Raw genomic sequence first — 25,822 nt, forward strand, 5'->3', positions numbered from 1 at the left:
ACATAGAGCAAACTGATTGGTCACCAACGACCTTTGGTCAATAGCCTGAAACACCCCAGTGACTAGACTGTCACTGAAAAGGACTGATTCGAAGAATGTGCGCGCCCGACGCAGGGCAAAGAGGAGGCACTGATGAGCCTGACCATGACTATCGTAATGTTGATTGCCGGCTGGCTGGCCGTTGCCAGCGCCATGCTGTGGGGCGTGCTGCGTATTGCCCGGCGCCACCATCATCCAGTTCAGCCCGCTGCGGTCGAAAAGACTGAAAAGCACGACAGCCGTCACGCGACCGCGCACTGATTACTGAACGCTACACAAACAAAAAGGCCGCCTGGACTCGAGGAGTTCAGGCGGCCTTTTGGCTTATTGCCGATTACACAGTCAGCTTTTTCTGCCTGGCCCGTCGCGACATCATGTTCAGCACTTCAATCGCAGCTGAGAACGCCATGGCGGCATATACGTAACCTTTCGGTACATGGGCGCCGAAGCCTTCGGCGATCAGCGTCATGCCGATCATGATCAGGAAGCCCAGAGCCAGCATCACCACCGTCGGGTTGTCGTTGATGAACTTGGCCAGCGGATCAGCCGCAAACAACATCACCAGTACCGAGGCCACGACCGCGATGATCATGATCGGCAAGTGTTCGGTCATGCCGACAGCGGTAATGATGCTGTCGATCGAGAACACCATGTCCAGCATCAGGATCTGCCCGATAGCCGCAGCGAAACCCAGAGTCACTTTGGAAGTCACCGAGGTTGGGTCTTCCGGTGCCGGGTCCATGCTGTGATGGATCTCGGTAGTGGCTTTCCACAACAGGAACAGGCCGCCGGCGATCAGGATCATGTCCTTCCACGAGAACGCATGGCCCATGATTTCGATGACCGGAGCGGTCAACTGCACAATGAAGGCGATGGTGCTCAGCAAGCCCAGACGCAGGATCAGCGCCATGCCGATACCGATACGGCGGGCCTTCTGCCGGTGCTCTTCAGGCAATTTGTTGGTCAGGATCGAGATAAAGATCAGGTTATCGATGCCGAGCACGATCTCCATCACCACCAGTGTGGCCAAGGCAACCCATGCGGTCGGGCTGGCGGCAAGTTCTAACAGATATTCCATGGGTCAGTCCTGACTCTTGTAAAACGGATTAGATGGTCTTGGAGGAAGATTCGGTTGTTTCCGCTTCTTTTTCCGGTGCTTGTTTTTTCTCGATCAGGCCGCCAGTGGCGTCGCTGAGCGCTTGTTCAGCGGCTTTATGGGTGTCGTCGATGGCTTGCTTGGCGGTTTCGGCAGCCTTGCCCATCAACTGTTGGGCACTCTTTTCGGCCTGGTCGCAACCGGCCAGCACCACTAAAGAGGTCAGCAGCAACGCAGTAATTTTCAGTTTCATCATGCTTCCTTCGAAAGAACAGACAGGGCCTACAGGCCGGCCGTCGATGGATGGGCATTCTAGGGAGGCAAACACTTCAGGAAAATTCGTATTTTTAGCGTCTATACTTCGGTTTTAACGAACTGTAGACGTCCATGCTCAATTACCGACAACTGCATTACTTCTGGGTGGTAGCCAAGACCGGCAGCATTGTCCGCGCCTGCGAGCAACTGAACCTGACGCCGCAGACCATCAGCGGGCAGATTTCCCTGCTGGAACAAACCTACGGCATAGAGTTGTTTCGACGGGTTGGCCGACAACTTGAACTCACCGAAGCCGGGCGTCAGGCCCTGCCCTACGCCGAACAGATGTTTCAGCTGGGCGGCGAGCTGGAACTGATGTTGCGCGCGCAACCCAATGAACAGCAGATTCTGTTTCGCGTCGGCGTGGCGGACGTGGTGCCCAAGTCCATCGTCTATCGGCTGATCGCACCGACCATGGAACTGAGCGAGCCACTGCGCATCACCTGCCGCGAAGACAAACTCGAACGATTGCTGGCGGATCTGGCGATTCAGCGTCTGGATCTGGTGATTTCCGACAGCCCGATGCCCTCGCACCTGGACATTAAAGGCTATAGCCAGAAACTCGGCGAATGCGGGATCAGCTTCTTTGCCACCGCCGAACTCGCGGCCCGATACGGTCAGGACTTCCCGCGCAGCCTGCATGGCGCGCCATTGCTGATTCCCGGTGCGGAAACCGTGGTGCGCAGCCGTTTGCAGCGCTGGTTTGCCGAGCAGCAAATCCAGCCGAAAATCGTCGGCGAGTTCGATGACAGCGCCTTGATGCAGGCGTTTGGTCAGTCGGGGAGCGGGATTTTTATCGGCCCGAGCGTGATTGCCGAAGAAGTGAAGCGCCAGTACGGCGTCGAGCTGATTGGCCAGACCGACGCGGTGACCGAGTCGTTCTATGCCATTTCGGTGGAGCGCAAGGTCAAGCACCCCGGCATCGTTGCGATTACCGAAGGTGCCCGACGCGAATTGTTTACCGCGTTATGAAGCTTCTGCGCAAACGTCACGCGGCTTGAGCGTCATCAGCACCATGGCGAGGAACACCGACAGCAGGATGAACCCGGCAGCGGCGAAACCGAGGAAGCCCAGACCCGCGCTGTCGATTACCCGACCGCCAACCATCGCGCCAAGGCCGATCCCGAGGTTGGCCCCGGCGATATTCAGCGAGGCGGCGAAGGCCGGCGCTTCCGGCGCGGCTTTCATCAGGCGCACATGGCTGACCAGGAACAACGCGGCCTGAGTCACACCCCAGATCCCCATCGCCATTGCCAGCCCTACCGGCGAATGAATGTTCGGCACCAGCGACACCATGCCGGCAATCATGAACGCACAGAACAACACCGACGCCCCCAGCGGATGCCGGTCAACTGCGCGACCACCCAAAGAGTTGCCGATCAAGCCGACCGCGCCGAAGCCCATCAGGCACCAGCCGACCACGGTGCCGTTGAAACCGGCGAGGCGCTCAAGAATGTCCGCCAGATAGGTGTAAGCGGTAAACATGCCGCTGAACACCAGAATCGACAGCAGTATATGGCCGAGCATCAGCGGGCTGCGCAGGATCTTGAATTGCGAACGGAAGCTGACCTGATGCTGGTGCAGATCGGTTTTCGGCAGATAAACAAACAGCAACAGCGCCTTGGCGAACGCGATGACCGCGAGAATGCCAAAGGCGCTGCGCCAGCCGAACGCATCGGAAATCAGCGTGCCGACCGGGATGCCAAACACCGTGGCGCAGACAATTCCGAAGCCGATCTTGGCGATGGCGCGCCCGGCGTAGTCCGGGCCGACGATGTCCACGGCAGTCTCACTGGCCAAGGCCCAGAACACCGGCAGACCGAGCGCCGGAATCAGCCGGGCGATCGCCATCACCCAGATATTCGGCGCCAGCATCGCCACCGTGTTGGCCAGGCCAAACATGATCAGGATGCTGATAAACAGTTTGCGGCGCTCGAAGCGGGCGAAATATGCGGTCAAGAATGGGCCGAACATCGCCACGGTGAAAGCGAATAGAGTCACCAGCAGGCCAGCCTGCGGGATGGTCACTTCAAGATCACGGGCAATCGCCGGCAACAGGCCGACGATAACGAATTCCGTGGTCAGCACCGTAAATCCGGCGGCAGACAACAGAAGAATGGGCAACAGCATGGGGAACTCCAGCAAAACGACGACACCAGCGTTGACCCGAAGGCCCGCCGGCAGAACTTGAAAATGAGGATGGAGAATCTTAACAGAGTGTTTCCGAGCTGACTTGCACAAAGCTGTCTATCTCGAAGACCAATCAGGTGGCAGATCGTCACATGCCTGAAGGACGAGGCCCACGCTGTGCTAAAGTCCGCGCCCTGAAAAACGTACAGCCTATTCAACGGCCTGTTCACTGGCGTTGATTTCGCGCCAGCCCCTTGGGTTCGTAGCTGTGGTCTGCCCTCGATTTGCCACAGGTTTTACGCAACCTTGCACCCTATAAAAAATCAGAGATGCCGTTATGACTGCTTCATCCCCTTCTCTATTGCAACGCCTGAAAAGCCTGAGCCTGGTCACGCAGATCGTGTTCGGCCTGATTGCCGGTATCGTACTGGCCCTGGTGGCCCCCGAGCTGGCCAAGTCCACCGCGTTCATCGGCAAGGTCTTCGTTTCGGCGTTGAAAGCCGTGGCACCGATTCTGGTGTTCGTGTTGGTGATGGCCTCGATTGCCAACCACAAGCACGGTCAGGAAACCCACATCCGCCCGATTCTGTTCCTGTACCTGCTGGGCACTTTCAGTGCCGCGGCAGTGGCGGTGGTTGCCAGCATGATGTTCCCGTCTGTGTTGGTGCTGTCCACCGACAACGTCGCGGTGACGGCACCCGGCGGTATCGGTGAAGTGCTGCAAAGCTTGCTGTTGAGCGTGGTTGATAACCCGGTCAGCGCGCTGATGAACGCCAACTTCATCGGCATTCTCGCTTGGGCGATCGGCATGGGCGTTGCGATTCGCCATGCTGGCGACACCACCCGCGAAGTGCTTGGCGACCTGTCCAACGGCGTGACAGTGATCGTGCGTCTGGTGATTCGGTTTGCGCCGTTGGGGATTTTCGGCCTGGTCGCCTCGACCCTCGCCACTTCCGGTTTCGGCGCACTGATCGGTTATGCACACCTGTTGATGGTGCTGCTCGGCTGCATGCTGTTTGTGGCGCTGGTGATGAACCCGCTGATCGTGTTCTGGAAGCTGCGTCGCAACCCTTATCCGCTGACCCTCCAGTGCCTGCGTGAAAGCGGCATCACTGCATTCTTCACCCGCAGTTCGGCGGCGAACATTCCGGTCAACCTGGAATTGAGCAAGCGCCTGGGCCTGCATGAAGACACGTATTCGGTATCGATCCCGCTGGGTGCGACCATCAACATGGCTGGCGCGGCGATCACCATCACCGTACTGACCCTGGCTGCCGTGCATACCTTGGGTATTGCCGTAGACATTCCGACCGCCATTCTGCTGAGTCTGGTAGCGGCGATCTGCGCTTGCGGCGCCTCGGGCGTGGCCGGTGGTTCGTTGTTGCTGATTCCACTGGCGTGCAGCCTGTTTGGCATTCCGAGTGAAATCGCCATGCAAGTGGTTGCGGTGGGTTTCATCATTGGCGTGTTGCAGGATTCGGCGGAGACTGCGCTGAACTCGTCGACCGACGTGCTGTTTACTGCGGCGGCTTGCCTGGGTGAAGAAGAGAAGGCTCAGCGTACTGCCTGAAAGCATCCCCTGTAGGAGTGAGCCTGCTCGCGATGAGGCATGACATCAAACAATATGTTGGCTGACAGTCCGCAATCGCGAGCAGGCTCACTCCTACAAAGGGCAATAAAAAGCCCGCCAAGGCGCAAACCTTGGCGGGCTTTTTTGTGGCTGGGTGTTTAGAACGCGCCCATGTAATCGCGCTTGCCCACTTCAACGCCGTTATGACGCAGCAGATCGTAAGCAGTCGTAACGTGGAAGAAGAACTGCGGCAGGCCGTAGGTCAGCAGGTAAGCCTGGCCAGTGAAGCGCTTCTCTTTCGGCGTGCCCTGACGGGTGATGATTTCGATGCCTTCCTTGCCATTGATCTGCTCTGGCTTGATCTCGCCGATAAACGCCAGAACCTTGGCAATCAGGGCTTGCAGCTCGGCGAAGGTGGTTTCGCTGTCCTCATACTTCGGCAGTTCGACTTCGGCCAGACGCGCGGAAACGCCTTTGGCGAAGTCAACGGCGATCTGCACCTGGCGCACCAGCGGGAACATGTCCGGGTACAGACGGGCTTGCAGGAAAGCGTTCGGGTCGATGTTTTTCTCGGTGGCGTGGGCTTCAGCCTTTTTCAGCACGTTGCTCAAAGCGTTGAGCATTTGCTGGAAAACCGGGACGGATGCAGCGTGCAGGGAAATGGTCATGGCAGTCTCGTGTGGTGGCGGGATTGAATCGTGGGGCGATTATAGCCGTGCCCGCGCGCGCTGCGGCTTGTCTTTTATACAGCAAGGATTAGGCTAGGCGCCTTCGACTGCAAAGGAAACGCGCGATGACCACCGAACAAGAAACCAGCTTTGACGAACCACGGCTCAATGCCACGGAAATCCGCATTCTGGGTTCGCTGATCGAAAAACAGGCCACCAGCCCCGAATCCTATCCTTTGACCCTCAACGCACTGGTGCTGGCCTGCAACCAGAAAACCAGCCGCGAACCGGTGATGAACCTGACCCAGGGCCAGGTCGGCCAGAGCCTGCGGGCGCTTGAAGGTCGCGGTTTCGCCAAACTGGTAATGGGGAGTCGTGCCGACCGCTGGGAGCACAAGGTCGACAAGGCGCTCGAACTGGTTCCGGCGCAGGTGATTCTTTCAGGCTTGATGTTTCTGCGCGGTCCGCAAACCGTCAATGAACTGCTGACCCGCAGCGGGCGCATGCACGAGTTTGAAGACGCCGAACAGGTAGTGCATCAGCTCGAACGCCTGATTGCCCGGGGTCTGGCGGTGCTGATTCCGCGTCAATCTGGCCAGCGCGAAGATCGCTATACCCATGCGCTGGGCGATCCGGCGGATATCGAGGTGATTATGGCCGCGCGGCAAAATCCTCAGGAACGCAGTGCGGGCGGCGCGGTGTCGGTCGAGCGGATCGAAGAGCTGGAAGCGCGGATTGCGGCACTGGAAGAGCGCTTGTCGCGCCTCGAATAATCAAGCGCACGCGATAACTGTGGGAGCGGGCTTGCCCGCGATTGCGATGGTTTTACCGCTAAATATGTGTCGGGTGTACCGGCCTCATCGCGGGCAAGCCCGCTCCCACAGGGTCTGCGGCAGCTTGGGGATTTCCAACACTATTCACCATCCCAGTAATCCACGCCATCCGCTTGCCGTGCCACGGCAACGAAACCTGACGCATTGCCCTCGGCATCGATCTTGAAGTTGTCCATCACCGCATATTTGTTCGAATCAGGATATTCACAGATGTCCGGCTGCTGCTGGGTGCTGACCGCCAGATAACGCAACTCTGCGTCACTGGTATTGATGATCTGATGCGCAGTTTCCGGGCCACCCGGCGGGCAGGCGATCACATCGCCAGCACGGATCGGGAAACGCTCGGCGCCAAGCCGAACCTCGCCCTCCCCGGCCACCACGAAAAACATCTCTTCATTGACCCGATGACTGTGAAACGGGCTGCCGCGCATGCCCGGTGGCAGCGCATATAAACGGTAGCCGAGCTTCTGCGCGCCCAGTTGCTGGCCGACTCGGGCCATGCTCTGCTGATATCGTCCGGCGGTTTCGCCTTCGGGGGCGAGAGCTTCGGGCAGCGGTTCGAGTTCGACCTGGTGCAGGTTGAGAATGGGCGGATGCATGCAAACCTCGGCTTTTTTGTAATGGGCAAGTCTGTGCTTGCTGGGGATTCAGTATAGGCAAACACGCTTTGAAACCGAGGCGCGGCATTCGCTAGCAGGCTAGCTCCCACAGGGGATCTTCGCTGTACACCTTATTTGTGCATCACAGAAATCAACTGTGGGAGCGAGCCTGCTCGCGAAGGGGCCCGCCCCATCAGCACAAATCCGGATCAGCTACGGGCAAAACCCACCGCCGCCTCAAACTGCTCAACCGTCGGGCGCACCCCGGTGTACAACACAAACTGCTCCAGCGCCTGAATCGCAATCACCTCAAGCCCGGTAATCACTCGTTTGCCTTCAGCCCGACCGCGCACGATCAGCGGCGTTTCCGAGGGAATCGCCACCACATCGAACACGGTCTCAGCCGATTTGATCATCTCAGCGTCAAATGCCAGTTGACCCGCCTCCGGCCCGCCGTCCATCCCGACCGGCGTGACATTGATCAACATCTGCGGACGCTCGTCGCCCATCTCGGCCTGCCAGCGATAACCCAGCGAATCCGCCAGCGCCCGCCCTGCACGCTCGTTTCGGGCAACGATCAAGCCGTTTTTATAACCGCCATCCCGCAAGGCACTGGCCACCGCTTTGGCCATGCCGCCGCTGCCACGCAGGGCGAACGTCGATTCCTTGGGCACCGCGTGGGTTTCCAGCAATTGGGCGATGGCGATGTAATCGGTGTTGTAGGCCTTGAGATGGCCGTCGGTGTTGACGATGGTATTAATCGACTGAATCGCCGCCGCCGACGCATCCAGCTCATCGACCAGCGCAATACTCGCTTCCTTGAACGGCATCGACACGCCGCAACCGCGTATGCCCAGTGCGCGAATCCCGCCCACGGCGCCCGGCAAATCCTGGCTGCTGAAAGCCTTGTAGTAGAAATTCAGCCCCAACTGCTCGTACAAATGGTTATGAAACCGCAGACCGAAGTTCCCGGGACGCCCGGACAGGGACATACACAATTGGGTGTCTTTGTTGGGGTTCATCTGCATGAAACTTTCTCCTTCAAACGCACTTTCAGATGGACGGGATGACGCACGGCACCCGTTCTGTTCGATCATATCGAAGTGTCTGCAACAGGCGTTAGGTGACTGTAAGCAAACGGGTACAGACCCTTACACAAACTTTACCTAACGGCTGTGCTGATTTTCAAAACGACGCTGTCTTAGAAGTATCCCCGCGATAATCCTTGGGTCTATTTGCAGATTCAAGCGCTGGGTTGAACAACGAGGAATTATCATGATCCGTAAACTTCCTGTCTTAGCTTTGCTGATCGGTGCATTGGCTGTTGCCGGACAGGCGCAAGCCGGTGGTTACTATTATCACGGTGGTGGCTATGGCCATGGCGGCGGTTGCTGCTGGGGCGGCGGTCACGCCGGATGGGTAGGCCCTGCCGCGGTCGGCGCCGTGTTGGGCGCAGTGGTAGCGGGTTCGGTGATGTCCTCACCGCGCACGGTTTACGTGCAGCAACCGGTCTATGTGCAACCGCAACCGGTCTACGCTCCGCCACCGGTCTACTACCAGCCACCACCTCCACCGGTTTATTACCAGCCACCAGGCTATTACGTTCAGCCTCGTTACTAAGGCCGACGTCCATAGCTTCCGGGCTGTAAATGAAACAGGCTCCGCCGCAAGGCGGGGCCTGTTTTCGTTTCGGGGTGTATGAATAAATCTCGCCGAGGTCGCTATCGGGACTACGCTGGCGGCTAGAATCGTCAAGATTGACGTAAACCCTTCCGTCTTTTTTGCGGAATACGGTCATATTTATGTCATCTCGGGGCCGCAAGCTTGGGCCGTCCGCAAACAACAGGTCGATAACAACAAGGACGAATGTATGCCAACACAAAACCCGCACCGCATCGTCGGTCTGTGCACCTCAAGCAAGGTGTACAGCGCTTTGACTGAACTCAAGCACCTTGAGGGCCATCGCTGCGCCAAGCTTCTTTCGCTGCTGGCGGAAAATCTGGTGCACAAAGGGCTGCTCAATGAGCGCGAAGTGATGCACATGCTCGATCAAGTGGTGGATTGAGGCCAGACCTCACTGGCGTCAATGACCACTATCGAAAGCGTTGATTGTCGGTAAAACCGTCGAGCCCCTAAGGTACCCCCATAGATTGATGGAGGTACGTGTCATGGCTCAGGTTCAAATCATGTCGGTAATCGGCAGCGCTGTTCCCGCTTCACTCAGAGCATCGGGCTTGCTCGCCTGCTGGTATCTGATGCGCGATGGCGAGCCGATCAGCGGCCCGCTCACTTCACTGCCAGCCGCTCAGGCCCTGTCGGAAAAAATCGTCAGCAACCCTTTCCGCGCTTAAGGCAGTTGCACTTTCGGCTTGTTCTCGATGAACAATGCCCAGCTCGACATGAACAGCGCGGCAATCAACGGCCCGATCACAAAGCCGTTCAAGCCAAAGACGGCCAGGCCACCCAGGGTCGAGATCAGAATCATGTAATCCGGCATTCGCGTGTCCTTGCCGACCAGAATCGGTCGCAGCACGTTATCCACCAGGCCGATCACAAATACCCCGAACAACCCCAGCACCACGCCCTGCCAGATCATCCCGCTGAGCAGAAAGTACGCCGCCACCGGCGCCCAGACAATCCCCGCCCCCACTGCTGGCAACAGCGACAGAAACGCCATCGCCACCGCCCAGAGCAACGCACTCGGAATATCCAGAAACCAGAAAATCGCCCCGCCCAGCGCGCCCTGCGTGATCGCAACCACGAGATTGCCTTTGACCGTGGCGCGCACTACCCGGTTGAATTTCAGTTGCAGACGACGCTTGTGATTCTCCTGCAAGGGCACGGCGGTGCGGATCTTGCGCACCAGTTCAGGGCCATCGCGCAGAAAGAAAAACAGCAGGTACAGCATGATGCCGAAGCTGACGACAAACTCGAACGTACCCTGGCCAAAACTGAACGCCTGACTCGCCAATACCTGGCTGCCCTGCATTGACGCCTTGACGATTTTCTCGCGCAGGCCATTGAGTTCGCCCATACCGAAGCGGTCGAGCAGGTGTTGAAAGTACGGCGGCAGGCTGTGTTTGAACTGCGCCACGTAGGCGGCAATGTCCAGATCACCGCTTTCGATATTCTTGTACAGCGTTGCGCCTTCCTGCACCAACAACACGCTGATGATGATCACCGGCAAAATCGCGATCACCAGACAGATGAACAACGTGCACAGCGACGTCAGGTTGCGTTGCCAGCCAAATCGCTGCTGCAACTGGCGCTGCATCGGCGCAAACAGAATGCCCAGAATGACCGCCCAGAACACCGCGCCGTAGAACGGCAGCAGAATCCAGATGAAGGCCACCGTCACCAGCAGCAACAGCACGGCGAGGGATTTGTTTTGCAGATTCTTTTCGTTCATGTCCGGTCCATGTCAGTCAGGCGTCGTGCACGCCCCGGTGCTTAGTCAACCGGCGCGAGCACGAGTGCCATCTTTATTCATGGAGCATAGTTGCCGATGACTCAGCGCACGGGCAGCTTGATGATTTGCGCGGTGGTCATCACATCACCAAAGGTATCTTCGACTTCAGCCAATGCGGACTGATGCAGCGAGTCCTTGTCGACGGAAGTACCGTTGGCGCGAGTGATGGCGCGGGTTGCCGAGGCGTCGGACGCCACAATCACGTTGTATCCCAGCGGCGCTGCATCGCGTGCAGCACCGGCCACGCAAGCGTGAGTCATCAGGCCCGAGATGATCACCGTCTCGATACCAGACTTCTTCAGGCGCTCGTTCAGATCAGTGCTGCCAAACACGCTGACAGTGGTCTTTTGCAGCGCTACGTCCTTGGTGCGCGGTTGCATGTCCGGGTGGAATTTCACGGTTTCGCCATCAATCGCGAACACCGCAGAGCCGGCCGGCGCGACATGTTGGACGTGATACACCGGGATTTTGTGGCTGTCGGCAAAAGCGATCAGCTCACGGGTTTTCGCCAGTGCAGCGGCACCGTCCGGGATCGGCATTTTGCCGGTGAAGTATTCATTCTGGAAATCGATCACCAACAGCGCGGATTTGCCGGCCGGCAGTTGCTGGGTTGGCGTCGCCCCCGACATCGCCCGAATGGTTGGATGGCTGTTGTCGGCCATGGCGCCAGTGCTGGCCAAGACGCCGGAAATTGCACAAGCGGAGAGAAAACGACGAGTAAAACGCTGCATGGGAATTTCCTTTTTTCAGTTGAGTAGATAGAGGAAATCTTAAGCAGGTGTCGCCCAATCGAACACAGTGCCGGCAGCACATGATCTGTGCTGTTTCTGCACAGATCGAACGCCTGAACCCAAACATAGATCCAGATCAATAACCCCCGCTTGCAACCGGTCTACCCTGCCGCGCTTTTGCGACCGACGCTGCCATGACTCTCACGCCTTCCCTCGCCGCACCGGAACTGCTCGCCCCCGCCGGCACCCTGAAAAACATGCGCTACGCCTTCGCCTACGGCGCCGATGCGGTCTATGCCGGCCAGCCGCGATACAGCCTGCGAGTGCGCAACAACGAATTCGACCATGCCAACCTCGCGCTCGGCATTCGCGAGGCGCAGATGCAGGGCAAACGTTTCTACGTGGTGGTCAACATCGCCCCGCACAACGCCAAACTGAAGACCTTCCTCAAGGATCTGGCGCCGGTGATCGAGATGGCCCCGGATGCGCTGATCATGTCCGATCCAGGCCTGATCATGCTGGTGCGTCGGCATTTTCCGCAGATTCCAATTCATCTTTCCGTGCAGGCGAATACGGTCAACTGGGCGAGTGTCGAGTTCTGGCAGCAACAGGGCCTGAGCCGAATCATCCTCTCGCGCGAACTGTCGCTGGAGGAAATCGCCGAGATTCGCCAGCAAGTGCCAGCGATGGAACTGGAGGTGTTCGTCCACGGTGCGCTATGCATGGCGTATTCCGGGCGCTGCCTGCTGTCGGGTTACATGAACAAACGCGACGCCAATCAGGGCAGTTGCACCAACGCCTGCCGCTGGAAGTACTCGGCGCAACCAGCCACGGAAAACCAGCTCGGCGACATCGTGCAAACCTGTGAACCGACGCCGACCCTCGGGCTCGGCGCGCCCACCGATCAGGTGTTCCTGTTACAGGAAGCCAATCGCCCGGACGAGTTGATGCCGGCCTTCGAAGACGAGCACGGCACGTACATCATGAACGCCAAAGACCTGCGCGCCGTGCAACATGTCGAGCGACTTACGCGAATGGGCGTGCATTCATTGAAGATCGAGGGGCGCACCAAATCACACTTCTATTGCGCGCGCACCACTCAGGTGTATCGGCGGGCGATTGACGATGCGGTGGCCGGACGGGAGTTTGATCGCAGCCTGATGACGGATCTGGAATCCCTGGCCCAGCGTGGTTATACCGAAGGTTTTCTGCGACGCCATGTGCATGACGAGTACCAGAATTATCAGCACGGCAGCTCGGTGTCGGAGCGTCAGCAGTTTGTTGGCGAGCTGACCGGGGAACGTCGTGATCGGCTGGCGGAGGTCAAGGTGAAGAACCGCTTTGGTTTGGGCGATCATCTGGAGCTGATGACGCCCAAGGGTAACTTTCACTTCGATCTGCATCAGTTGCAGAACCTCAAGGGTGATGCAATCGAAGTGGCCCCGGGGGATGGGCATACCGTTTACCTGCCAATCCCGGATGCGGTGGATCTGCGCTTCGGATTACTGATGCGTGACTTGAGCCACACATAATCCAGTAGGAGCTGCGGCGGTCAGGCGAACTCCTCACGCAACATCGCCACAAACGCCTCACGCGCCGGGTGCACCCCGGCGTTTTCATGCCAGTAAAACAAATTGTCGACCGCCGTCAGTTCCGGGAATTCATACCCCACACACCCGGCCCCTTTGGCGTACTGCTCATACACGCCTTTGGGCACCAGCGCGACGCCAGCCCCGGCACTCACGCAGCCGACAATCGCCCCGTAACTGGCCAGACTGACAATCGGCAGCGCCTGCCCCTGACGCAATAACCAATGCTCCAGCGCCGCCCGATACGGGCAACCCTGCGGCCACATGAACACGGTTTTGTCCTGCAAGTCATTGATATCGCGCACCGGCCCGAACGAGGTCGATGCAATCAGCAGCAACTCTTCGCGATACATCGGCGTGCGCTTGAGTTGTGAACGTTCGACATCCACGGCGACGATGGCGCCGTCGAGTCGATGACTGACCGTGTCATCAAGCAACTGCCCCCAGGTGCCCGTTGTCAGCTCCAGCGCGACACGCGGATAGCGCTTGTGAAACTTCGCCAGCAAGCGTGGCAAACGCCCGGTGGCCGAAGATTCGATGGCGCCGATGCGCAGCGGACCGGACGGTTCGGCGGCCGGATCGACTGCGCGTTTGGCTTCGGCCGTCAGCGCCAGAATTTTCTCGGCATAGGCCAGAAAGGTCTGCCCCGCCGGGCTGATCCGCAATCCGCGTCCCTCGCGTAGAAACAACGCCACGCCCAGTTCGGCCTCCAGCGCCTTGATGCGTGCGGTGATATTCGACGGCACGCAAAACAGCTTTTCGGCGGCCTTGGCGATGCTGCCAAGGTCGGCCACGGTCTTGAACATGCGGATCTGCGCCAGCTCCATATTCATCACTCAAAGTGAACATTCAGCGCAGTATAAGTCAGTTGTGGAGATCTATACCGCTGTCGATACTCGGCGCATCAAGCCTCAGGTGCCCGACCATGCCGCCGCTCTCCGCCTCACCCACCAAAATCGTTTTAGCCATGATGTTCGTCGTCGGCTGCTGGGCCTATTCGCCGACCGGTATTCATATCGGCCTGCAAGCGTATGAGCCAGGCCATCTGGCGTTGCTGCGGTTTCTCCTGGCGTCGTTGTTCATGGCGGTGATCGCCGCGTTCAACGGCATTCGCCTGCCACGACTGCGTGATGTGCCGCTGCTGTTCGCGCTGGGATTCTTCGCGGTCAGCCTGCACCACGTTGCGCTGAACATCGGCCAGCAAAGTGTCAGTGCCGGGGCGTCCAGTGTGTTGGCGCAATCGACGCCGCTGTTCAGCACATTACTCGCGCGTTTTCTGTTCAAGGATCAGGTCAGCGTCTGGCGCTGGGGCTGTGTGCTGCTGGGGTTGGTCGGCGTGGTGATCGTGGTCAGCGGCGACCGTGGGCTCGGTCATCTCGATGCGCATGCGCTGTTGATCCTGCTGGCGGCAGTGTCGTGGAGCATTTACTTCGCGCTGCAAAAACATCATGCCCAGCGCTACGACGGCTTGAGCCTGGTGTGTTATGCGGTGTGGTCGGGGACGTTGTTGCTGCTGATTTATTTGCCGGGGCTGGGTGAAGCGGTTGTAAAAGCGCCGTTGCGGGTGCAATGGGCGGTGCTGGCGCTGGGCGTGTTTCCCAGCGCCCTCGCCTATCTGGCGTGGGGATTTGTGCTCAAGCATGTGGATCTGAGCCGGGCGACGATGACGCTGTATCTGATTCCGCCGACGGCGATGGGGATTGCTTCGGTGGGATTGGGTGAGCGGCCTACGTTGTTGGTGCTGGTGGGGGCGGCGGTGGTGTTGATCAGTGTGCTGGCGTTGAATCTGGAGCGCCGGGTTTTGCTGGTTCGGGCGGCTGGGGTTTGATCCGGATATTCAGTGACGCTGATGCCGTCTTCGCCAGCAGGCTGGCTCCCACATTGGAAATGCATTCCCCTGTGGGAGCCAGCCTGCAGTGATGCTGATGCCGTCTTCGCGGGCAAGCCCGCTCCCACAGGGTTATTGCGATTCCTGTGGGAGCGGGCTTGCCCGCGAAGAGGCCAGCACAGACAACTCATATTCAGCGTCGATCATCCGACAACGGCGTCGGCTCATCCGCCGGCGGCACATCATCGTCCGCCATCAGCCATGACACACCTCTTGAAAAAGGCCCGGAAAGCCCAGGTCGTACAGGTTGGAAGTATTGCCCTGTACGACGTGCCATCGAACAGACCAGCGGCACTCAACCCTGCGCGGAAAACCGGTCGCGACTGTTGGTCAGGTGCAACCACATCGCTGCCCGCGCTGCATCCGGGTCCTGACGTTTGATCGCGTTGAGGATCGCTTCATGCTCCAGGTTCGCCAACTGCCCCAGCTTGCTCAAATCTGCCGCCCCGCGTTCAACGGCATTGACCCGGGTTCGCGGAATCATCGCACTGCCCAGATGCTGCATGATTTCGCTGAAACAAACGTTGCCGGTGGCTTCGGCGATCAGCAGGTGAAAGCGCCGGTCGGCTTCGACGCAACTGTCGTTGTTCGCCAGCAGACTTTGATAATCGTCGAGTGCCTGCCGCATCTGCAGCAGTTGCTGTTCACTGCGCCGCAGGGCCGCCAATGCCGCTGCCTGCGTTTCCAGCCCCATGCGCAACTCCAGAATGCTGCGCACCCCCAATGCCGTATCGACGTTCAGCCGCAGGCCCTGCTCCGGCGCCCGTTCAATGACGAAAGTACCGATGCCATGGCGGGTCTCCACCAGGCCCGAGGCCTGCAATTTGGATATCGCCTCGCGCACCACTGTGCGACTGACGCCGTGCTCCTGAACGATGGCGTTTTCTGACGGCAACTTGTCCCCAGGCAGCATCTGGCCGAGCAGGATGCTCTGGGTCAGCTTCTCTACCAGGTCATGGGCCAGATTATGGGCGCGCTTGCGGGCGGGGGCGTCGAGGTCTTCTTGCATGGTCAATGTCCGGCGATCGGGGGGCTGTCGGATCGTAGCACTGCCCGTCTCGACACAGATTGAAATTTTGCCGCCAGCTTGTATGACAACACTCAATGAGCCGGTGGCTAAACGTGCAAAAACGACCTTCATGTGCGTTTAGAAAGACTGATTCTCAACGCAAAACCAGAATCACCAACCGAGTAAACCTTAGCAATCATTGGCCAAAAAAACTAAAAACGCATAAAAATCCACTTCGCTCGCCAAAAATAATTGGTCTTCTCCACTTGTAGGACAAAAAAATCAAGTTGTATGATGTCTATCAACATCGCAGCATCAGCAACGCCCCGCATAAAAATAATCAGTGGGAGAAAACCAAGTGAAATCATCCATCGCTGGGATGAATGAAGGCGTCGATTCGACGCTGACGTCCGCCATCTCGAAAGTAAAACGCCACATCCTGCCGCTCTTCGTGATCATGTTCATCGTCAATTACATTGACCGGGTGAACATCGGTTTCGTCCGCACACACATGGAACACGACCTTGGCATCGGTGCTGCCGCCTATGGTTTCGGCGCCGGTCTGTTCTTCATCGGTTATGCATTATTCGAAGTCCCTTCCAATATCCTTTTGCAAAAAGTCGGTGCACGTATCTGGCTGACCCGGATCATGCTGACCTGGGGTCTGGTGGCGGCCAGCATGGCGTTTATCCAGAACGAAACGCACTTTTATGTGCTGCGGTTTCTGCTCGGTGTCGCCGAGGCGGGCTTCTTTCCAGGCGTGATCTACTACTTCACTCGCTGGCTGCCCGGCGCCGAGCGCGGCAAGGCCATTGCGATTTTCCTCAGTGGTTCGGCCGTGGCTTCACTGATCTCCGGCCCGCTGTCCGGCCTGCTTCTGCAAATAGAAGGACTGGGGCTGCATGGCTGGCAGTGGATGTACTTCATCGAGGGCATGTTTTCGGTGAGCCTGTGCGTGTTCGTGTGGTTCTGGCTCGACGCCAAACCGCATGACGCCAAGTGGCTGACCCGCGCCGAACAAGATGCGCTGGTCAATGCCATCGACGCCGAACAACTGGCCCGCGAAGCCGCGACACCGATCAAGCCGTCACTGGGCAAACTGCTCAAGGATCGCCAGATCATTCTGTTCTGCCTGATCTACTTCTTCATCCAGTTGACCATCTATGCCGCGACGTTCTGGCTGCCGAGCATCATCAAGAAAATGGGCGACATGAGCGACTTCCAGGTCGGCTTGTTCAACTCGATTCCCTGGCTGCTGTCGATCATCGGCATGTATGCCTTCGCGACGTTCTCGGCGAAATGGAAACACCAACAGGCGTGGGTAGCCAGCGCATTGTTGATCGCCGCAGCGGGGATGTTCATGTCCACCACGGGCGGTCCGATCTTCGCCTTCGTCGCGATCTGCTTCGCGGCGCTGGGCTTCAAGTCGGCGTCGTCGCTGTTCTGGCCGATTCCACAGGCGTATCTGGATGCGCGCATCGCTGCGGCGGTCATCGCGCTGATCAATTCAGTGGGCAACCTCGGTGGTTTCGTTGCGCCAACCACGTTCGGCTTGCTTGAACAGAATACCGGTTCGATTCAGGGCGGCTTATATGGTCTGGCCGCTACGTCGATCATCGCCGCGATCATCGTGTTCTTCGCCCGCACCACGCCAAAAACCACCCCTGATGTCGCCGTGGCCGATGCCACGCCGAAACACGCCTGAACTGCGTTTGAAAGGATCATGACAATGACTGCACACGACACCGCCAAAGCCCCGATCATCACCGACATGCAAGTGATACCGGTCGCCGGTCACGACGGCATGCTGCTTAACCTGAGCGGCGCTCACGGGCCTTTTTTTACCCGAAACATCGTCATCCTCAAGGACAATGCCGGGCACACCGGCGTCGGTGAAGTGCCCGGTGGCGAACGCATCCGTCAAACGATCGAAGATGCGCGCAGCCTGGTGGTCGGCAGCCCGATTGGCACCTATCAGAAGATCCTCAATCAGGTCCGCCAAACCTTTGCCGACCGCGATGCCGGTGGCCGTGGTCTGCAAACCTTCGATCTGCGCATCACCATCCACGCCGTGACCGGACTGGAAGCCGCCCTGCTCGATCTGCTCGGCCAGCACCTCGACGTACCGGTAGCGGCGCTGCTCGGTGAGGGTCAGCAACGCGATGAAGTGAAGATGCTCGGGTATCTGTTCTACGTCGGCGACCAGCGCGAAACCGACCTCGCCTATCGCAGCGAGCCGGACGCCGACAACGACTGGTTCCGTGTGCGCCATGAGCGAGCGATGAGCGCCGACGCCGTAGTTCGTCTGGCCGAAGCCGCCCATGCGCGCTACGGCTTCAAGGATTTCAAACTCAAGGGCGGCGTGCTCAGCGGTGACGCGGAAATCGAAGCCGTGACCGCGCTGGCCGAGCGCTTTCCCGATGCGCGGATCACCCTTGATCCGAACGGTGCGTGGTCACTCAAAGAAGCGATCCGGCTATGCCGCGATCAGCATCATGTGCTGGCTTACGCCGAGGACCCGTGCGGTGCGGAAAATGGTTATTCGGGTCGCGAAGTGATGGCCGAGTTTCGTCGCGCCACCGGACTGAAAACCGCCACCAACATGATTGCCACCGACTGGCGGGAAATGGGCCATGCGATCCAGTTGCAATCAGTGGACATTCCGCTGGCCGACCCGCATTTCTGGACCATGCAGGGCTCGGTCCGCGTCGCGCAGATGTGCCACGAATGGGGCCTGACCTGGGGCTCGCACTCCAATAACCACTTCGATATCTCGCTGGCAATGTTCACCCATGTGGCCGCCGCCGCGCCGGGCGAAATCACCGCCATCGACACCCACTGGATCTGGCAGGACGGCCAGCGCCTGACCAAAGCGCCATTGCAGATTGTCGGCGGCTGCGTGCAGGTGCCGAAAAAGTCGGGATTGGGCGTCGAACTGGATCTGGATCAGGTGGCCAAGGCGCACGAGTTGTACAAAGGCATGGGGCTCGGCGCCCGGGATGACAGCGTGGTGATGCAGTTCCTGATCCCGGGCTGGAAGTTCGACAACAAGCGGCCCTGCCTGGTGCGCTGAACCTGACTGGCGACCGATTCGGCCGGGTCAGTTCGAGGCTTGCAGCAGCCAGGCCTTGAACGCAGCCATCGCCGAGGTTTCCGGGCGGGACTGCAACCGTGTCAGCCAATAGCTGCCGGTGGTGATTTCAATCGCAAAGGGCTGGCGGATGCTGTCTGCCGCCAGTTGCCTAGCGAACATCAACGGTGGCGCCAGCGCCACACCGCTGCCCTGCAACGCCGCTTCCATCATCGCCAGTGACGAGTCAAAGACGATGCTTTGCGGTGGCGCGGCATGGGTCGCCAGACCAGCGGCGTGAAACCACTCCGGCCATTCATCGGTGCGATACGAGCGCAGCAAGGTCTGTTGCAGCAAATCCCCCGGACTGTGCAATTGCCGGGCGATTTCCGGCACACATAAAACCGACAGCGGCGCCTCAAGCAAACGGGTCGCCTCGATGCCATGCCACGCCCCGGCGCCAAAGCGGATCGCATAATCCAGCCCCTCAGCGGCGACATCCACCCGGTTGTTGTTGGTCGACAGCCGCAAATCTATGAGCGGATGTTTCGCCCGGAACTCCGCCAGCCTCGGCAACAGCCAACCCACGGCGAACGTGCCCACCGCGCCGACCGTCAACATCTCGCGATACTGCCCACCCGCGAGGCGTTCCAGAATTTGCGCGATATGATCGAAAGATGTGCTCAGCACCGGCAACAGGGTTTCGCCCTCGCTGGTGAGCATCAGCCCACGGGGCAGGCGTTTGAACAGGGTTACGCTGAGTTGCGCTTCGAGGCTTTTTACCTGATGGCTGACGGCAGCCTGGGTCACACACAGCTCCACCGCTGCGCGGGTAAAACTCAGATGACGCGCCGACGCTTCGAAAGCGCGCAGTGCGTTGAGTGGCAATTGTGGTCGAATCATGCCAAGCCCCAAATTTTTCTAATGGCTGGTCCGAGATATCGTCGTTTGTCGAACCACAGTGGACTGCCTAAATTAGCCGCGCTGATCAGCCGGCCAAGTGGAAAAAACGCCCGCAGTGTAGCGGGATATCATTATCAACACTCATGGAGAGTGGTTCATTTATGTATTCATTCAACCCGACCAAACTCATTTCCTATAGCGCTTTCGGGCTTCTGTTCGGCGCTGCTGCCTGCATCGCCGCGCCGCAAACCGATGCGCAACTGCAAGCACTGGTCAAAGATGCCGTGACGCCAGTCATGCAGCAGCAGAACATTCCTGGCTTGGCCGTCGCCGTCACCATCAATGGCCAACCGCATTACTTTAACTACGGCGTCGCCAGCAAGGACACCGGGCAGAAAGTCAGCGAAGACACCTTGTTCGAAATCGGCTCGGTGAGCAAAACCTTCACCGCGACTCTCATCGGCCACGCCCTCGCTACCGGCAAGCTGAGTCTGGCGGACAAGGCCAGCGAGATCTGGCCCGAACTGCGTGGCAGCGCATTCGACGGTATCAGCGTGATGCAATTGGCTACCTACAGCGCCGGCGGATTGCCGCTGCAGTTCCCGACCGACGCGGATTCTTCCGACAAGATGCTCGGCTATTTCCAGCACTGGAAACCGGTTTATCCGGCGAGAAGCCATCGTCAGTATTCCAACCCGAGTATCGGTTTGGCCGGGTATCTGGCAGCAAAAAGCCTGGGCCAGCCGTTTGACCAGATAATGAGCGAAACCCTGCTACCGAAACTCGGTCTGCAACACACCTACCTCCAGGTGCCGAGTACGCAGATGGGCCTTTATGCCATGGGCTACAACAAAGATAACCAGCCAGTTCGGGTCAGCCCCGGCGCACTGGATTCGCAAGCCTATGGTGTGAAAACCAGCGCAGCGGATCTGCTGCGTTTCGTCCAGGCCAACCTGAAACCCGGCACGCTCGAAGCGCCACTGCAAAAAGCCATTGCCGCGACCCAATCTGATTACTACAACGTCGGTGACATGACTCAGGGTCTGGGATGGGAAATGTATCGCTACCCGATCAGCCTTGACCGATTGCTCGCCGGCAACAGCACAGAGATGGCCATGCAGGCGCACAAAGTAGAGTGGCTCAAACCGCAACCACCACACCTGGACAACGTGCTGATCAATAAAACCGGCTCGACGGGCGGCTTTGGCAGTTACGTGGCGTTCGTACCGTCGAAAGATGTTGGCGTGGTAATACTGGCCAACAAGAATTTCCCGATCCCGGAACGGATCAAGATTGCCCACACAATTCTCAGCGCCGTTACTGATTAACTACCTGATCACAACCTGTGGCGAGGGAGCTTGCTCCCGCTGGGTTGCGAAGCAACCCCAATCAACAAAACCGCGAATCGCCTGATACACCGTGGGCACAGGATTTGCGACTGCTGCGCAGCCGAGCGGGAGCAAGCTCCCTCGCCACAGGGTGATGTGTACACCAAAAAAATGGGCGACTGGTCGCAGGTCGCCAAACCCCATCCACGACACCATCCTCCTCTACACGACACCCACCATTGCATCACTCCGCAAACAACGTAGGATCGCGCTCTTCGCGCTGGCGCGGCTATGCTGAAACAGGGCATGAGGGCTGATTGATGAAAGTGCTGTTGGTCGATGATCACGCAGTAGTACGCATGGCGATCGGGATGATTCTGACCCGTGAAGGCCATGAGATTGTCGGTGAATGCGATAACGGCGTGGATGCGTTGAGCAAAGCCTTCGAGCTCAAGCCCGATGCGATTGTGCTGGATCTTGATATCCCGCAACTCGACGGCATGGCGGTGATTGACCGCTTGCGCAGCGGTGGCAGCAGCGCCCACGTGTTGGTGCATACCGGGTTGAAAAGTCCGACGTATGCCGCGCAATGTCTGCGCGCCGGGGCTTCGGCGTTTTTGTCGAAGGTCGATGATCCAGTGGAGATTGCCACGGCGCTGAAAGCCGTGGCCAGCGGCAAGACCTGGTTTCCAGTGGGCGCGCTGAATTCGGTGCGGCACAGCGATTTTGCGCAGAACGATGCGCAACTGCTCGACGGCATCACCCGCCGTGAGCTCAAGGTGTTGCACGGTCTGGCCGAAGGTAAAAGCAACAAGCAGATCGCCGACGACATGTTGCTCAGCAACAAGACCGTCAGTACCTACAAGACCCGCCTGATGCAAAAGCTCAACGCCAACACCCTGCTTGAGCTGATCGAATTCGCCAAACGCAATCATCTGGTCTGAACCATGAACCGCAGCGTACGACTGCTCAGCGTGTTGATTCTGGCGCTGTTGGCGCTGGCCGCACACGCCGAACCGCTGACCCTGCTCAGCCGCGCCGCCGACAATCGGATCACGCCGGTCTTGAGCAGCGCCCAGCACCAATGGTTGACCCACAAGGCTGTATTGCGTGCCGGGGTGTATCTGCCTGATCGACCGCCGCTGGATGTCACCGCCAATCAACGGGACTACGAAGGACTGTCGGCGGACTACCTCGATATTCTCGCCCGTGCCTTGGGCTTACGCGTGCAGGTCGAGCGTTTTGCCAGCCAGGCCGAGGCGCTGGCGGCATTGCAACGTGGTGAAGTCGATCTGGTGCCGCGCATCAATCACCTCGAAGCGTCCTACAGCGACCTGCGCATGAGCGCGCCGTATGCCTACGACCAGGCTGTGCTGGTGAGCCGCTTCGGCACGCATTGGGCAAACAATGAGTTGCCGGCAGGTTTCACCGTGCTGTTCGATCCGGACTGGATCGTCGAAAGCCGAGTGACCGCGCTGTTTCCCGATCATCCGCACCAAGCCGTCGCCTCGACCCCGGACGGCTTGGGGCTGGTGGCGTACGGCGAAAATCGGGTGCTGCTGAGCGATGCGATTTCCGCGCAGTACCTGCTCGCACGCAGTTACCAACAAAGCCTGAAACAGACCATTCAACGTGACTCCGAAGGTCTGGGCTTCAGCTTCGCCGTGCACCACGACGCCGCGCAGTTGTTGAATCTGCTCAATGGCGTACTGGCGAAAATCACCCCGCAGGAACGGCAGGAAATCGCCGGGCGCTGGGGGATCGGCACCAATCCGAAACTCGGTTATAGCCGTCTGCAACTGACACCGGACGAACAGCAGTGGATCAAGGACCACCCGCAAATCGAAGTGCTGGCCAACGATCTGTATCCGCCGTTCAGTTTTTTTGATGCCCAAGGCCAGATGCGTGGCATGGCGGCCGACCTGCTGGAGCTGATCAACGACCGCACCGGGCTGGTGTTCCGACCGGCGCAGATGTCTTCGATCGACGCGCTGACCAGCCGTGCGCAACGCGATCCGCCGGCGCTGATCGGCGCCATGACCTACAGCGCCCAGCGCGAAGCGCAATTGGCATTTTCCCGGGCCTACGTAACCAATCCGTTTGTGCTGGTGACCCGCACGCAGAGCGGGCATCCGGGCATGGATGGACTGGAAGGCCAGCGGGTCGCGATCATCAAGGATTCGGCCGCCGCCAATTGGCTGCAACGCGAATGGCCCGACGTGCGCAAAGTGGAAGTCGATACGCCGATTGAAACCTACGAGTTGCTCGCCGAAGGCCAGGTCGAAGGGGTGATTCAGCCGCAAATGGGCGCTGCGTATCTGATCGACCGCTACTTCCGTGGCCGCCTGCAAATCGACTCGGTACTCGGCTCACAGCCAGCGCTGATCGCCTTCGCAACCGGCAAAAACAACCCGACGCTGGTATCGATCCTCAACAAGGCCTTGCTCGACATCCCGCCCGATGTCTTCAACGAACTGGCCAACCGCTGGCAAAATCCGCAGGACAGTCAGGATGGCTGGGGCGCTTACAAAAACTGGATTCTGCGTGCGGGTTTGGTACTGGTGATGGCGCTGCTGGCAATCGTCGCGTGGAATCTTGGCCTGCGCGCGCAGATCGCTCAGCGGCTCAAGGCGCAAAAAGCCTTGAGCGATCAGTTGCTGTTCATGCAAGTGCTGGTGGACGGCACGCCGCACCCGATTTACGTGCGCGACCGCAAAGGCGTGCTGCTGAGTTGCAACCGCGCCTATTTGCAGGTCATGGACGTCGAACTCGATCAAGTGCTGAACAAGGGACTGATCGAGGCGAACATTCTGCCGCTCGACACCGCCCACAGTTACAAGCGCATTCACCGCGCCACGCTGGAAAGCGGCCTGCCGTCGTTCGACAACTTCGCCATGACGGTCAAGGGCACCACCTACCACATCTATCACTGGGCGCTGCCCTACCGCGATTCCGACGGCAGCATGACCGGGGTGATCGGCGGCTGGATCGACCTCACCGAACAGCAACATCTGCAACACGCGCTGTTGCAAGCCAAGCATCAGGCCGAGGCTGCCAACCGGGGCAAAAGTCATTTTCTGGCGGTGATGAGTCATGAAATCCGCACGCCGATGAGTGCGCTGATCGGCGTGCTTGAGTTGCTGCGCAACCGCCACTCGCAGCCATCGGAAGACGCCGAACTGATCGACATCGCCGAAAAGTCCGCCGGCGGCATGATGGAGCTGATCGGCGAGATTCTCGACCTGAGCAAAATCGAGTCCGCGCAATTTGAACTGCGCAGCAGTCGCTGCTATCCGCAACGGCTGGCGCGCACCGTGGTGCAAGGTTTTGCCAGCCTCGCGCAACAAAAAAACGTTGAGCTGACGTTCAGCGCGCGGGATGCCGACCACGCTGTGGAACTCGACTCGCTGCGCTTTCGGCAAATTCTCTCCAATCTGTTGAGCAACGCGATCAAGTTCACGCCGCAAGGTTTGGTCAGCGTCGAGCTGAGTCTGATCCCGGATGGCACAACGGCGCAGTTGCGCGTCAGCGTGCGGGACACTGGCATCGGCATGGATGAGCAGCAGCGCCTGCGCCTGTTTCAGCCTTACACCCAGTTCGAAACCGGCGACAGCGAAGTGCAGATCGGCAGCGGTCTGGGCCTGTCGATCTGCCGACAACTGACCGAACGCATGGGTGGCCAACTGACCTGTACCAGCCAGCCTGGACAGGGTTCGTGTTTTACGCTGAGTCTGGACGTGACATTGCTCGCCGACGAACAACCGCCGCCGACTCTTGCCATCGAACAGCTGCCGCCGCTGCCCGTGCGGCATGTGCTGATCGTCGAGGATCACGAGTTCAATCGCGTGGTGTTGCAGCGGCAGCTAGAGTCGCTGGGGATGCGTGTGACCAGCGCCGAGAATGGCCTCGAAGGGCTGCGTCTGTGGGGCGAAGATGCCTTTGATTATCTGATCACCGACTGCAACATGCCGCTGCTCAATGGCGACAAAATGACCCGTCGCTTGCGTGCCATCGAAGCCGCCGAGGGGCGCACGCCCACTCACGTAATCGGCCTGACGGCCAACGCCCAGCCGCAGGAAATCCAGCGTTGCCTCGATGCAGGGATGAACGATTGCCTGTTCAAACCGCTGACCCGTTGCGTGCTGGAACGGTATCTGCGTGAAGCCGAACAAACTCGTCAGGCCAACGTGCCCTGCTTCGACCTGTCGAAAGTCAGCGCCATTACTGCCGGCGACGGCGCCCTGACCCGGCAACTGCTCGCCACCGTGCTGCGCACCAATCAAGAGGACTTCGACGCCATGCAGGCGTTGTTCACTGCCGGCGATGTTTCCGGGATGAACCGCTGCTGCCACAAGATTCTCGGCAGCGCGCGAATCATTCACGCAACCGGGTTGATTTCCGCTTGCGAGCAACTGGAGTCGGCCAGCGAAACAACCGCGACACGCCAGGAGTTGCATCGCCTGTTCGAAGACTTCGTGCAGCAGATGAAGCATTTGCAGTCACACCTGCAAACGGCGCTGAACAGCCAAACTGTGTAGGACGCTTCCTACAAAAACTTGGGAAGTGCCTGCCTGATCCCTCCCCC

At 59.0% G+C, this 25,822-nt stretch carries 25 protein-coding genes; 14 read left to right on the plus strand and 11 right to left on the minus strand.

The genetic code is table 11. The annotated features are described in order from the left end of the window. Window positions 1-132 precede the first annotated feature (132 nt). Window positions 133-300: a hypothetical protein gene (locus ACTWLJ_RS25385; protein WP_401218279.1), complete on the plus strand. Its 168-nt coding sequence runs from the start codon at window positions 133-135 to the stop codon at window positions 298-300. A gap of 73 nt (window positions 301-373) precedes the next feature. Here ACTWLJ_RS25385 and ACTWLJ_RS25390 read toward each other — a convergent pair whose 3' ends face one another. Together ACTWLJ_RS25390 and ACTWLJ_RS25395 are read right to left on the minus strand one after the other, a co-directional pair. Continuing rightward, window positions 374-1,117 (minus strand): TerC family protein, encoded by a 744-nt coding sequence (locus ACTWLJ_RS25390; RefSeq protein WP_401218276.1) that lies wholly within the window; start codon window positions 1,115-1,117, stop codon window positions 374-376. Window positions 1,118-1,145: 28 nt separating this feature from the next. Continuing rightward, complete coding sequence (locus ACTWLJ_RS25395) at window positions 1,146-1,388, minus strand: hypothetical protein (RefSeq protein WP_445178949.1); 243 nt, start codon at window positions 1,386-1,388, stop codon at window positions 1,146-1,148. Window positions 1,389-1,522: 134 nt separating this feature from the next. Between ACTWLJ_RS25395 and nhaR the strand changes: the two genes are divergently transcribed. Further along, complete coding sequence (nhaR, locus tag ACTWLJ_RS25400) at window positions 1,523-2,422, plus strand: transcriptional activator NhaR (protein ID WP_445178950.1); 900 nt, start codon at window positions 1,523-1,525, stop codon at window positions 2,420-2,422. Here nhaR and ACTWLJ_RS25405 read toward each other — a convergent pair. Continuing rightward, window positions 2,417-3,580: an MFS transporter gene (locus tag ACTWLJ_RS25405; RefSeq protein ID WP_445178951.1), complete on the minus strand. Its 1,164-nt coding sequence runs from the start codon at window positions 3,578-3,580 to the stop codon at window positions 2,417-2,419. The two genes, nhaR and ACTWLJ_RS25405, sit on opposite strands and share 6 nt — an antisense overlap. A gap of 337 nt (window positions 3,581-3,917) precedes the next feature. Here ACTWLJ_RS25405 and sstT point away from each other — a divergent pair, with 337 nt between their 5' ends. Continuing rightward, a complete protein-coding gene (sstT, locus tag ACTWLJ_RS25410; protein WP_445178952.1) occupies window positions 3,918-5,150 on the plus strand; it encodes a serine/threonine transporter SstT in 1,233 nt (410 codons plus the stop codon). Between the two features lie 158 nt (window positions 5,151-5,308). Here the strand turns inward: sstT and ACTWLJ_RS25415 are convergent, their stop codons facing one another. Further along, a complete protein-coding gene (locus tag ACTWLJ_RS25415) occupies window positions 5,309-5,818 on the minus strand; it encodes a DUF1993 domain-containing protein (RefSeq protein WP_445178953.1) in 510 nt (169 codons plus the stop codon). A gap of 125 nt (window positions 5,819-5,943) precedes the next feature. Between ACTWLJ_RS25415 and ACTWLJ_RS25420 the strand changes: the two genes are divergently transcribed. After that, window positions 5,944-6,591, plus strand: a complete 648-nt coding sequence (locus ACTWLJ_RS25420) for a YceH family protein (RefSeq protein ID WP_445178954.1) — start codon at window positions 5,944-5,946, stop codon at window positions 6,589-6,591. A 140-nt stretch (window positions 6,592-6,731) separates the two neighbouring features. Here the strand turns inward: ACTWLJ_RS25420 and ACTWLJ_RS25425 are convergent, their stop codons facing one another. Continuing rightward, window positions 6,732-7,250, minus strand: a complete 519-nt coding sequence (locus tag ACTWLJ_RS25425; RefSeq protein WP_445178955.1) for a cupin domain-containing protein — start codon at window positions 7,248-7,250, stop codon at window positions 6,732-6,734. 209 nt (window positions 7,251-7,459) lie between these two features. After that, window positions 7,460-8,278: a shikimate 5-dehydrogenase gene (locus ACTWLJ_RS25430; RefSeq protein WP_445178956.1), complete on the minus strand. Its 819-nt coding sequence runs from the start codon at window positions 8,276-8,278 to the stop codon at window positions 7,460-7,462. A gap of 247 nt (window positions 8,279-8,525) precedes the next feature. On the opposite strand from ACTWLJ_RS25430, the gene ACTWLJ_RS25435 reads away from it, so the two are divergent. From ACTWLJ_RS25435 to ACTWLJ_RS25445, 3 genes are all read left to right on the plus strand, one after another. Further along, window positions 8,526-8,870 carry a hypothetical protein gene (locus tag ACTWLJ_RS25435; protein WP_445178957.1) on the plus strand — a complete coding sequence of 115 codons (345 nt, stop codon included), beginning with the start codon at window positions 8,526-8,528 and terminating at the stop codon, window positions 8,868-8,870. A gap of 250 nt (window positions 8,871-9,120) precedes the next feature. Next, window positions 9,121-9,315, plus strand: a complete 195-nt coding sequence (locus ACTWLJ_RS25440; RefSeq protein WP_129391949.1) for a hypothetical protein — start codon at window positions 9,121-9,123, stop codon at window positions 9,313-9,315. A gap of 103 nt (window positions 9,316-9,418) precedes the next feature. Beyond that, window positions 9,419-9,601 (plus strand): hypothetical protein, encoded by a 183-nt coding sequence (locus tag ACTWLJ_RS25445; RefSeq protein WP_401218248.1) that lies wholly within the window; start codon window positions 9,419-9,421, stop codon window positions 9,599-9,601. On the opposite strand, the gene ACTWLJ_RS25450 is transcribed toward ACTWLJ_RS25445, so the two are convergent. Together ACTWLJ_RS25450 and ACTWLJ_RS25455 are read right to left on the minus strand one after the other, a co-directional pair. Beyond that, entirely contained in the window at window positions 9,598-10,659 is a 1,062-nt protein-coding gene (locus ACTWLJ_RS25450; protein WP_401218245.1) for an AI-2E family transporter, read from the minus strand. The two genes, ACTWLJ_RS25445 and ACTWLJ_RS25450, sit on opposite strands and share 4 nt — an antisense overlap. Window positions 10,660-10,760: 101 nt before the next feature. Beyond that, entirely contained in the window at window positions 10,761-11,450 is a 690-nt protein-coding gene (locus ACTWLJ_RS25455) for a cysteine hydrolase family protein (protein ID WP_445178958.1), read from the minus strand. A 194-nt stretch (window positions 11,451-11,644) separates the two neighbouring features. Here ACTWLJ_RS25455 and trhP point away from each other — a divergent pair, with 194 nt between their 5' ends. Next, window positions 11,645-12,982 (plus strand): prephenate-dependent tRNA uridine(34) hydroxylase TrhP, encoded by a 1,338-nt coding sequence (gene trhP / locus ACTWLJ_RS25460; RefSeq protein WP_445178959.1) that lies wholly within the window; start codon window positions 11,645-11,647, stop codon window positions 12,980-12,982. A 20-nt stretch (window positions 12,983-13,002) separates the two neighbouring features. On the opposite strand, the gene ACTWLJ_RS25465 is transcribed toward trhP, so the two are convergent. Further along, a complete protein-coding gene (locus ACTWLJ_RS25465) occupies window positions 13,003-13,866 on the minus strand; it encodes a LysR family transcriptional regulator (protein ID WP_401218300.1) in 864 nt (287 codons plus the stop codon). Between the two features lie 98 nt (window positions 13,867-13,964). Here ACTWLJ_RS25465 and ACTWLJ_RS25470 point away from each other — a divergent pair, with 98 nt between their 5' ends. Continuing rightward, a complete protein-coding gene (locus ACTWLJ_RS25470; RefSeq protein WP_445178960.1) occupies window positions 13,965-14,867 on the plus strand; it encodes a DMT family transporter in 903 nt (300 codons plus the stop codon). Between the two features lie 355 nt (window positions 14,868-15,222). Here the strand turns inward: ACTWLJ_RS25470 and ACTWLJ_RS25475 are convergent, their stop codons facing one another. Then, window positions 15,223-15,936, minus strand: a complete 714-nt coding sequence (locus tag ACTWLJ_RS25475) for a FadR/GntR family transcriptional regulator (protein WP_401218235.1) — start codon at window positions 15,934-15,936, stop codon at window positions 15,223-15,225. Window positions 15,937-16,294: 358 nt separating this feature from the next. Here ACTWLJ_RS25475 and ACTWLJ_RS25480 point away from each other — a divergent pair, with 358 nt between their 5' ends. Further along, on the plus strand, window positions 16,295-17,641 hold the full coding sequence (locus ACTWLJ_RS25480) for an MFS transporter (protein ID WP_445178961.1): 1,347 nt from the start codon (window positions 16,295-16,297) through the stop codon (window positions 17,639-17,641). A gap of 24 nt (window positions 17,642-17,665) precedes the next feature. After that, entirely contained in the window at window positions 17,666-19,009 is a 1,344-nt protein-coding gene (gene gudD, locus ACTWLJ_RS25485) for a glucarate dehydratase (protein ID WP_445178962.1), read from the plus strand. Window positions 19,010-19,036: 27 nt separating this feature from the next. Here the strand turns inward: gudD and ACTWLJ_RS25490 are convergent, their stop codons facing one another. Beyond that, the gene (locus ACTWLJ_RS25490) at window positions 19,037-19,909 is read right to left on the minus strand and encodes a LysR family transcriptional regulator (protein ID WP_445178963.1); all 873 of its coding nucleotides are present in this window, start codon (window positions 19,907-19,909) and stop codon (window positions 19,037-19,039) included. A gap of 161 nt (window positions 19,910-20,070) precedes the next feature. Between ACTWLJ_RS25490 and ampC the strand changes: the two genes are divergently transcribed. From ampC to ACTWLJ_RS25505, 3 genes are all read left to right on the plus strand, one after another. After that, a complete protein-coding gene (gene ampC, locus ACTWLJ_RS25495) occupies window positions 20,071-21,237 on the plus strand; it encodes a class C beta-lactamase (protein ID WP_445178964.1) in 1,167 nt (388 codons plus the stop codon). A 320-nt stretch (window positions 21,238-21,557) separates the two neighbouring features. Continuing rightward, entirely contained in the window at window positions 21,558-22,181 is a 624-nt protein-coding gene (locus tag ACTWLJ_RS25500) for a response regulator (protein ID WP_401218216.1), read from the plus strand. A 3-nt stretch (window positions 22,182-22,184) separates the two neighbouring features. Further along, window positions 22,185-25,775, plus strand: a complete 3,591-nt coding sequence (locus ACTWLJ_RS25505; protein WP_445178965.1) for a transporter substrate-binding domain-containing protein — start codon at window positions 22,185-22,187, stop codon at window positions 25,773-25,775. Window positions 25,776-25,822 lie beyond the last annotated feature (47 nt).

Source organism: Pseudomonas sp. McL0111 (assembly GCF_052567255.1).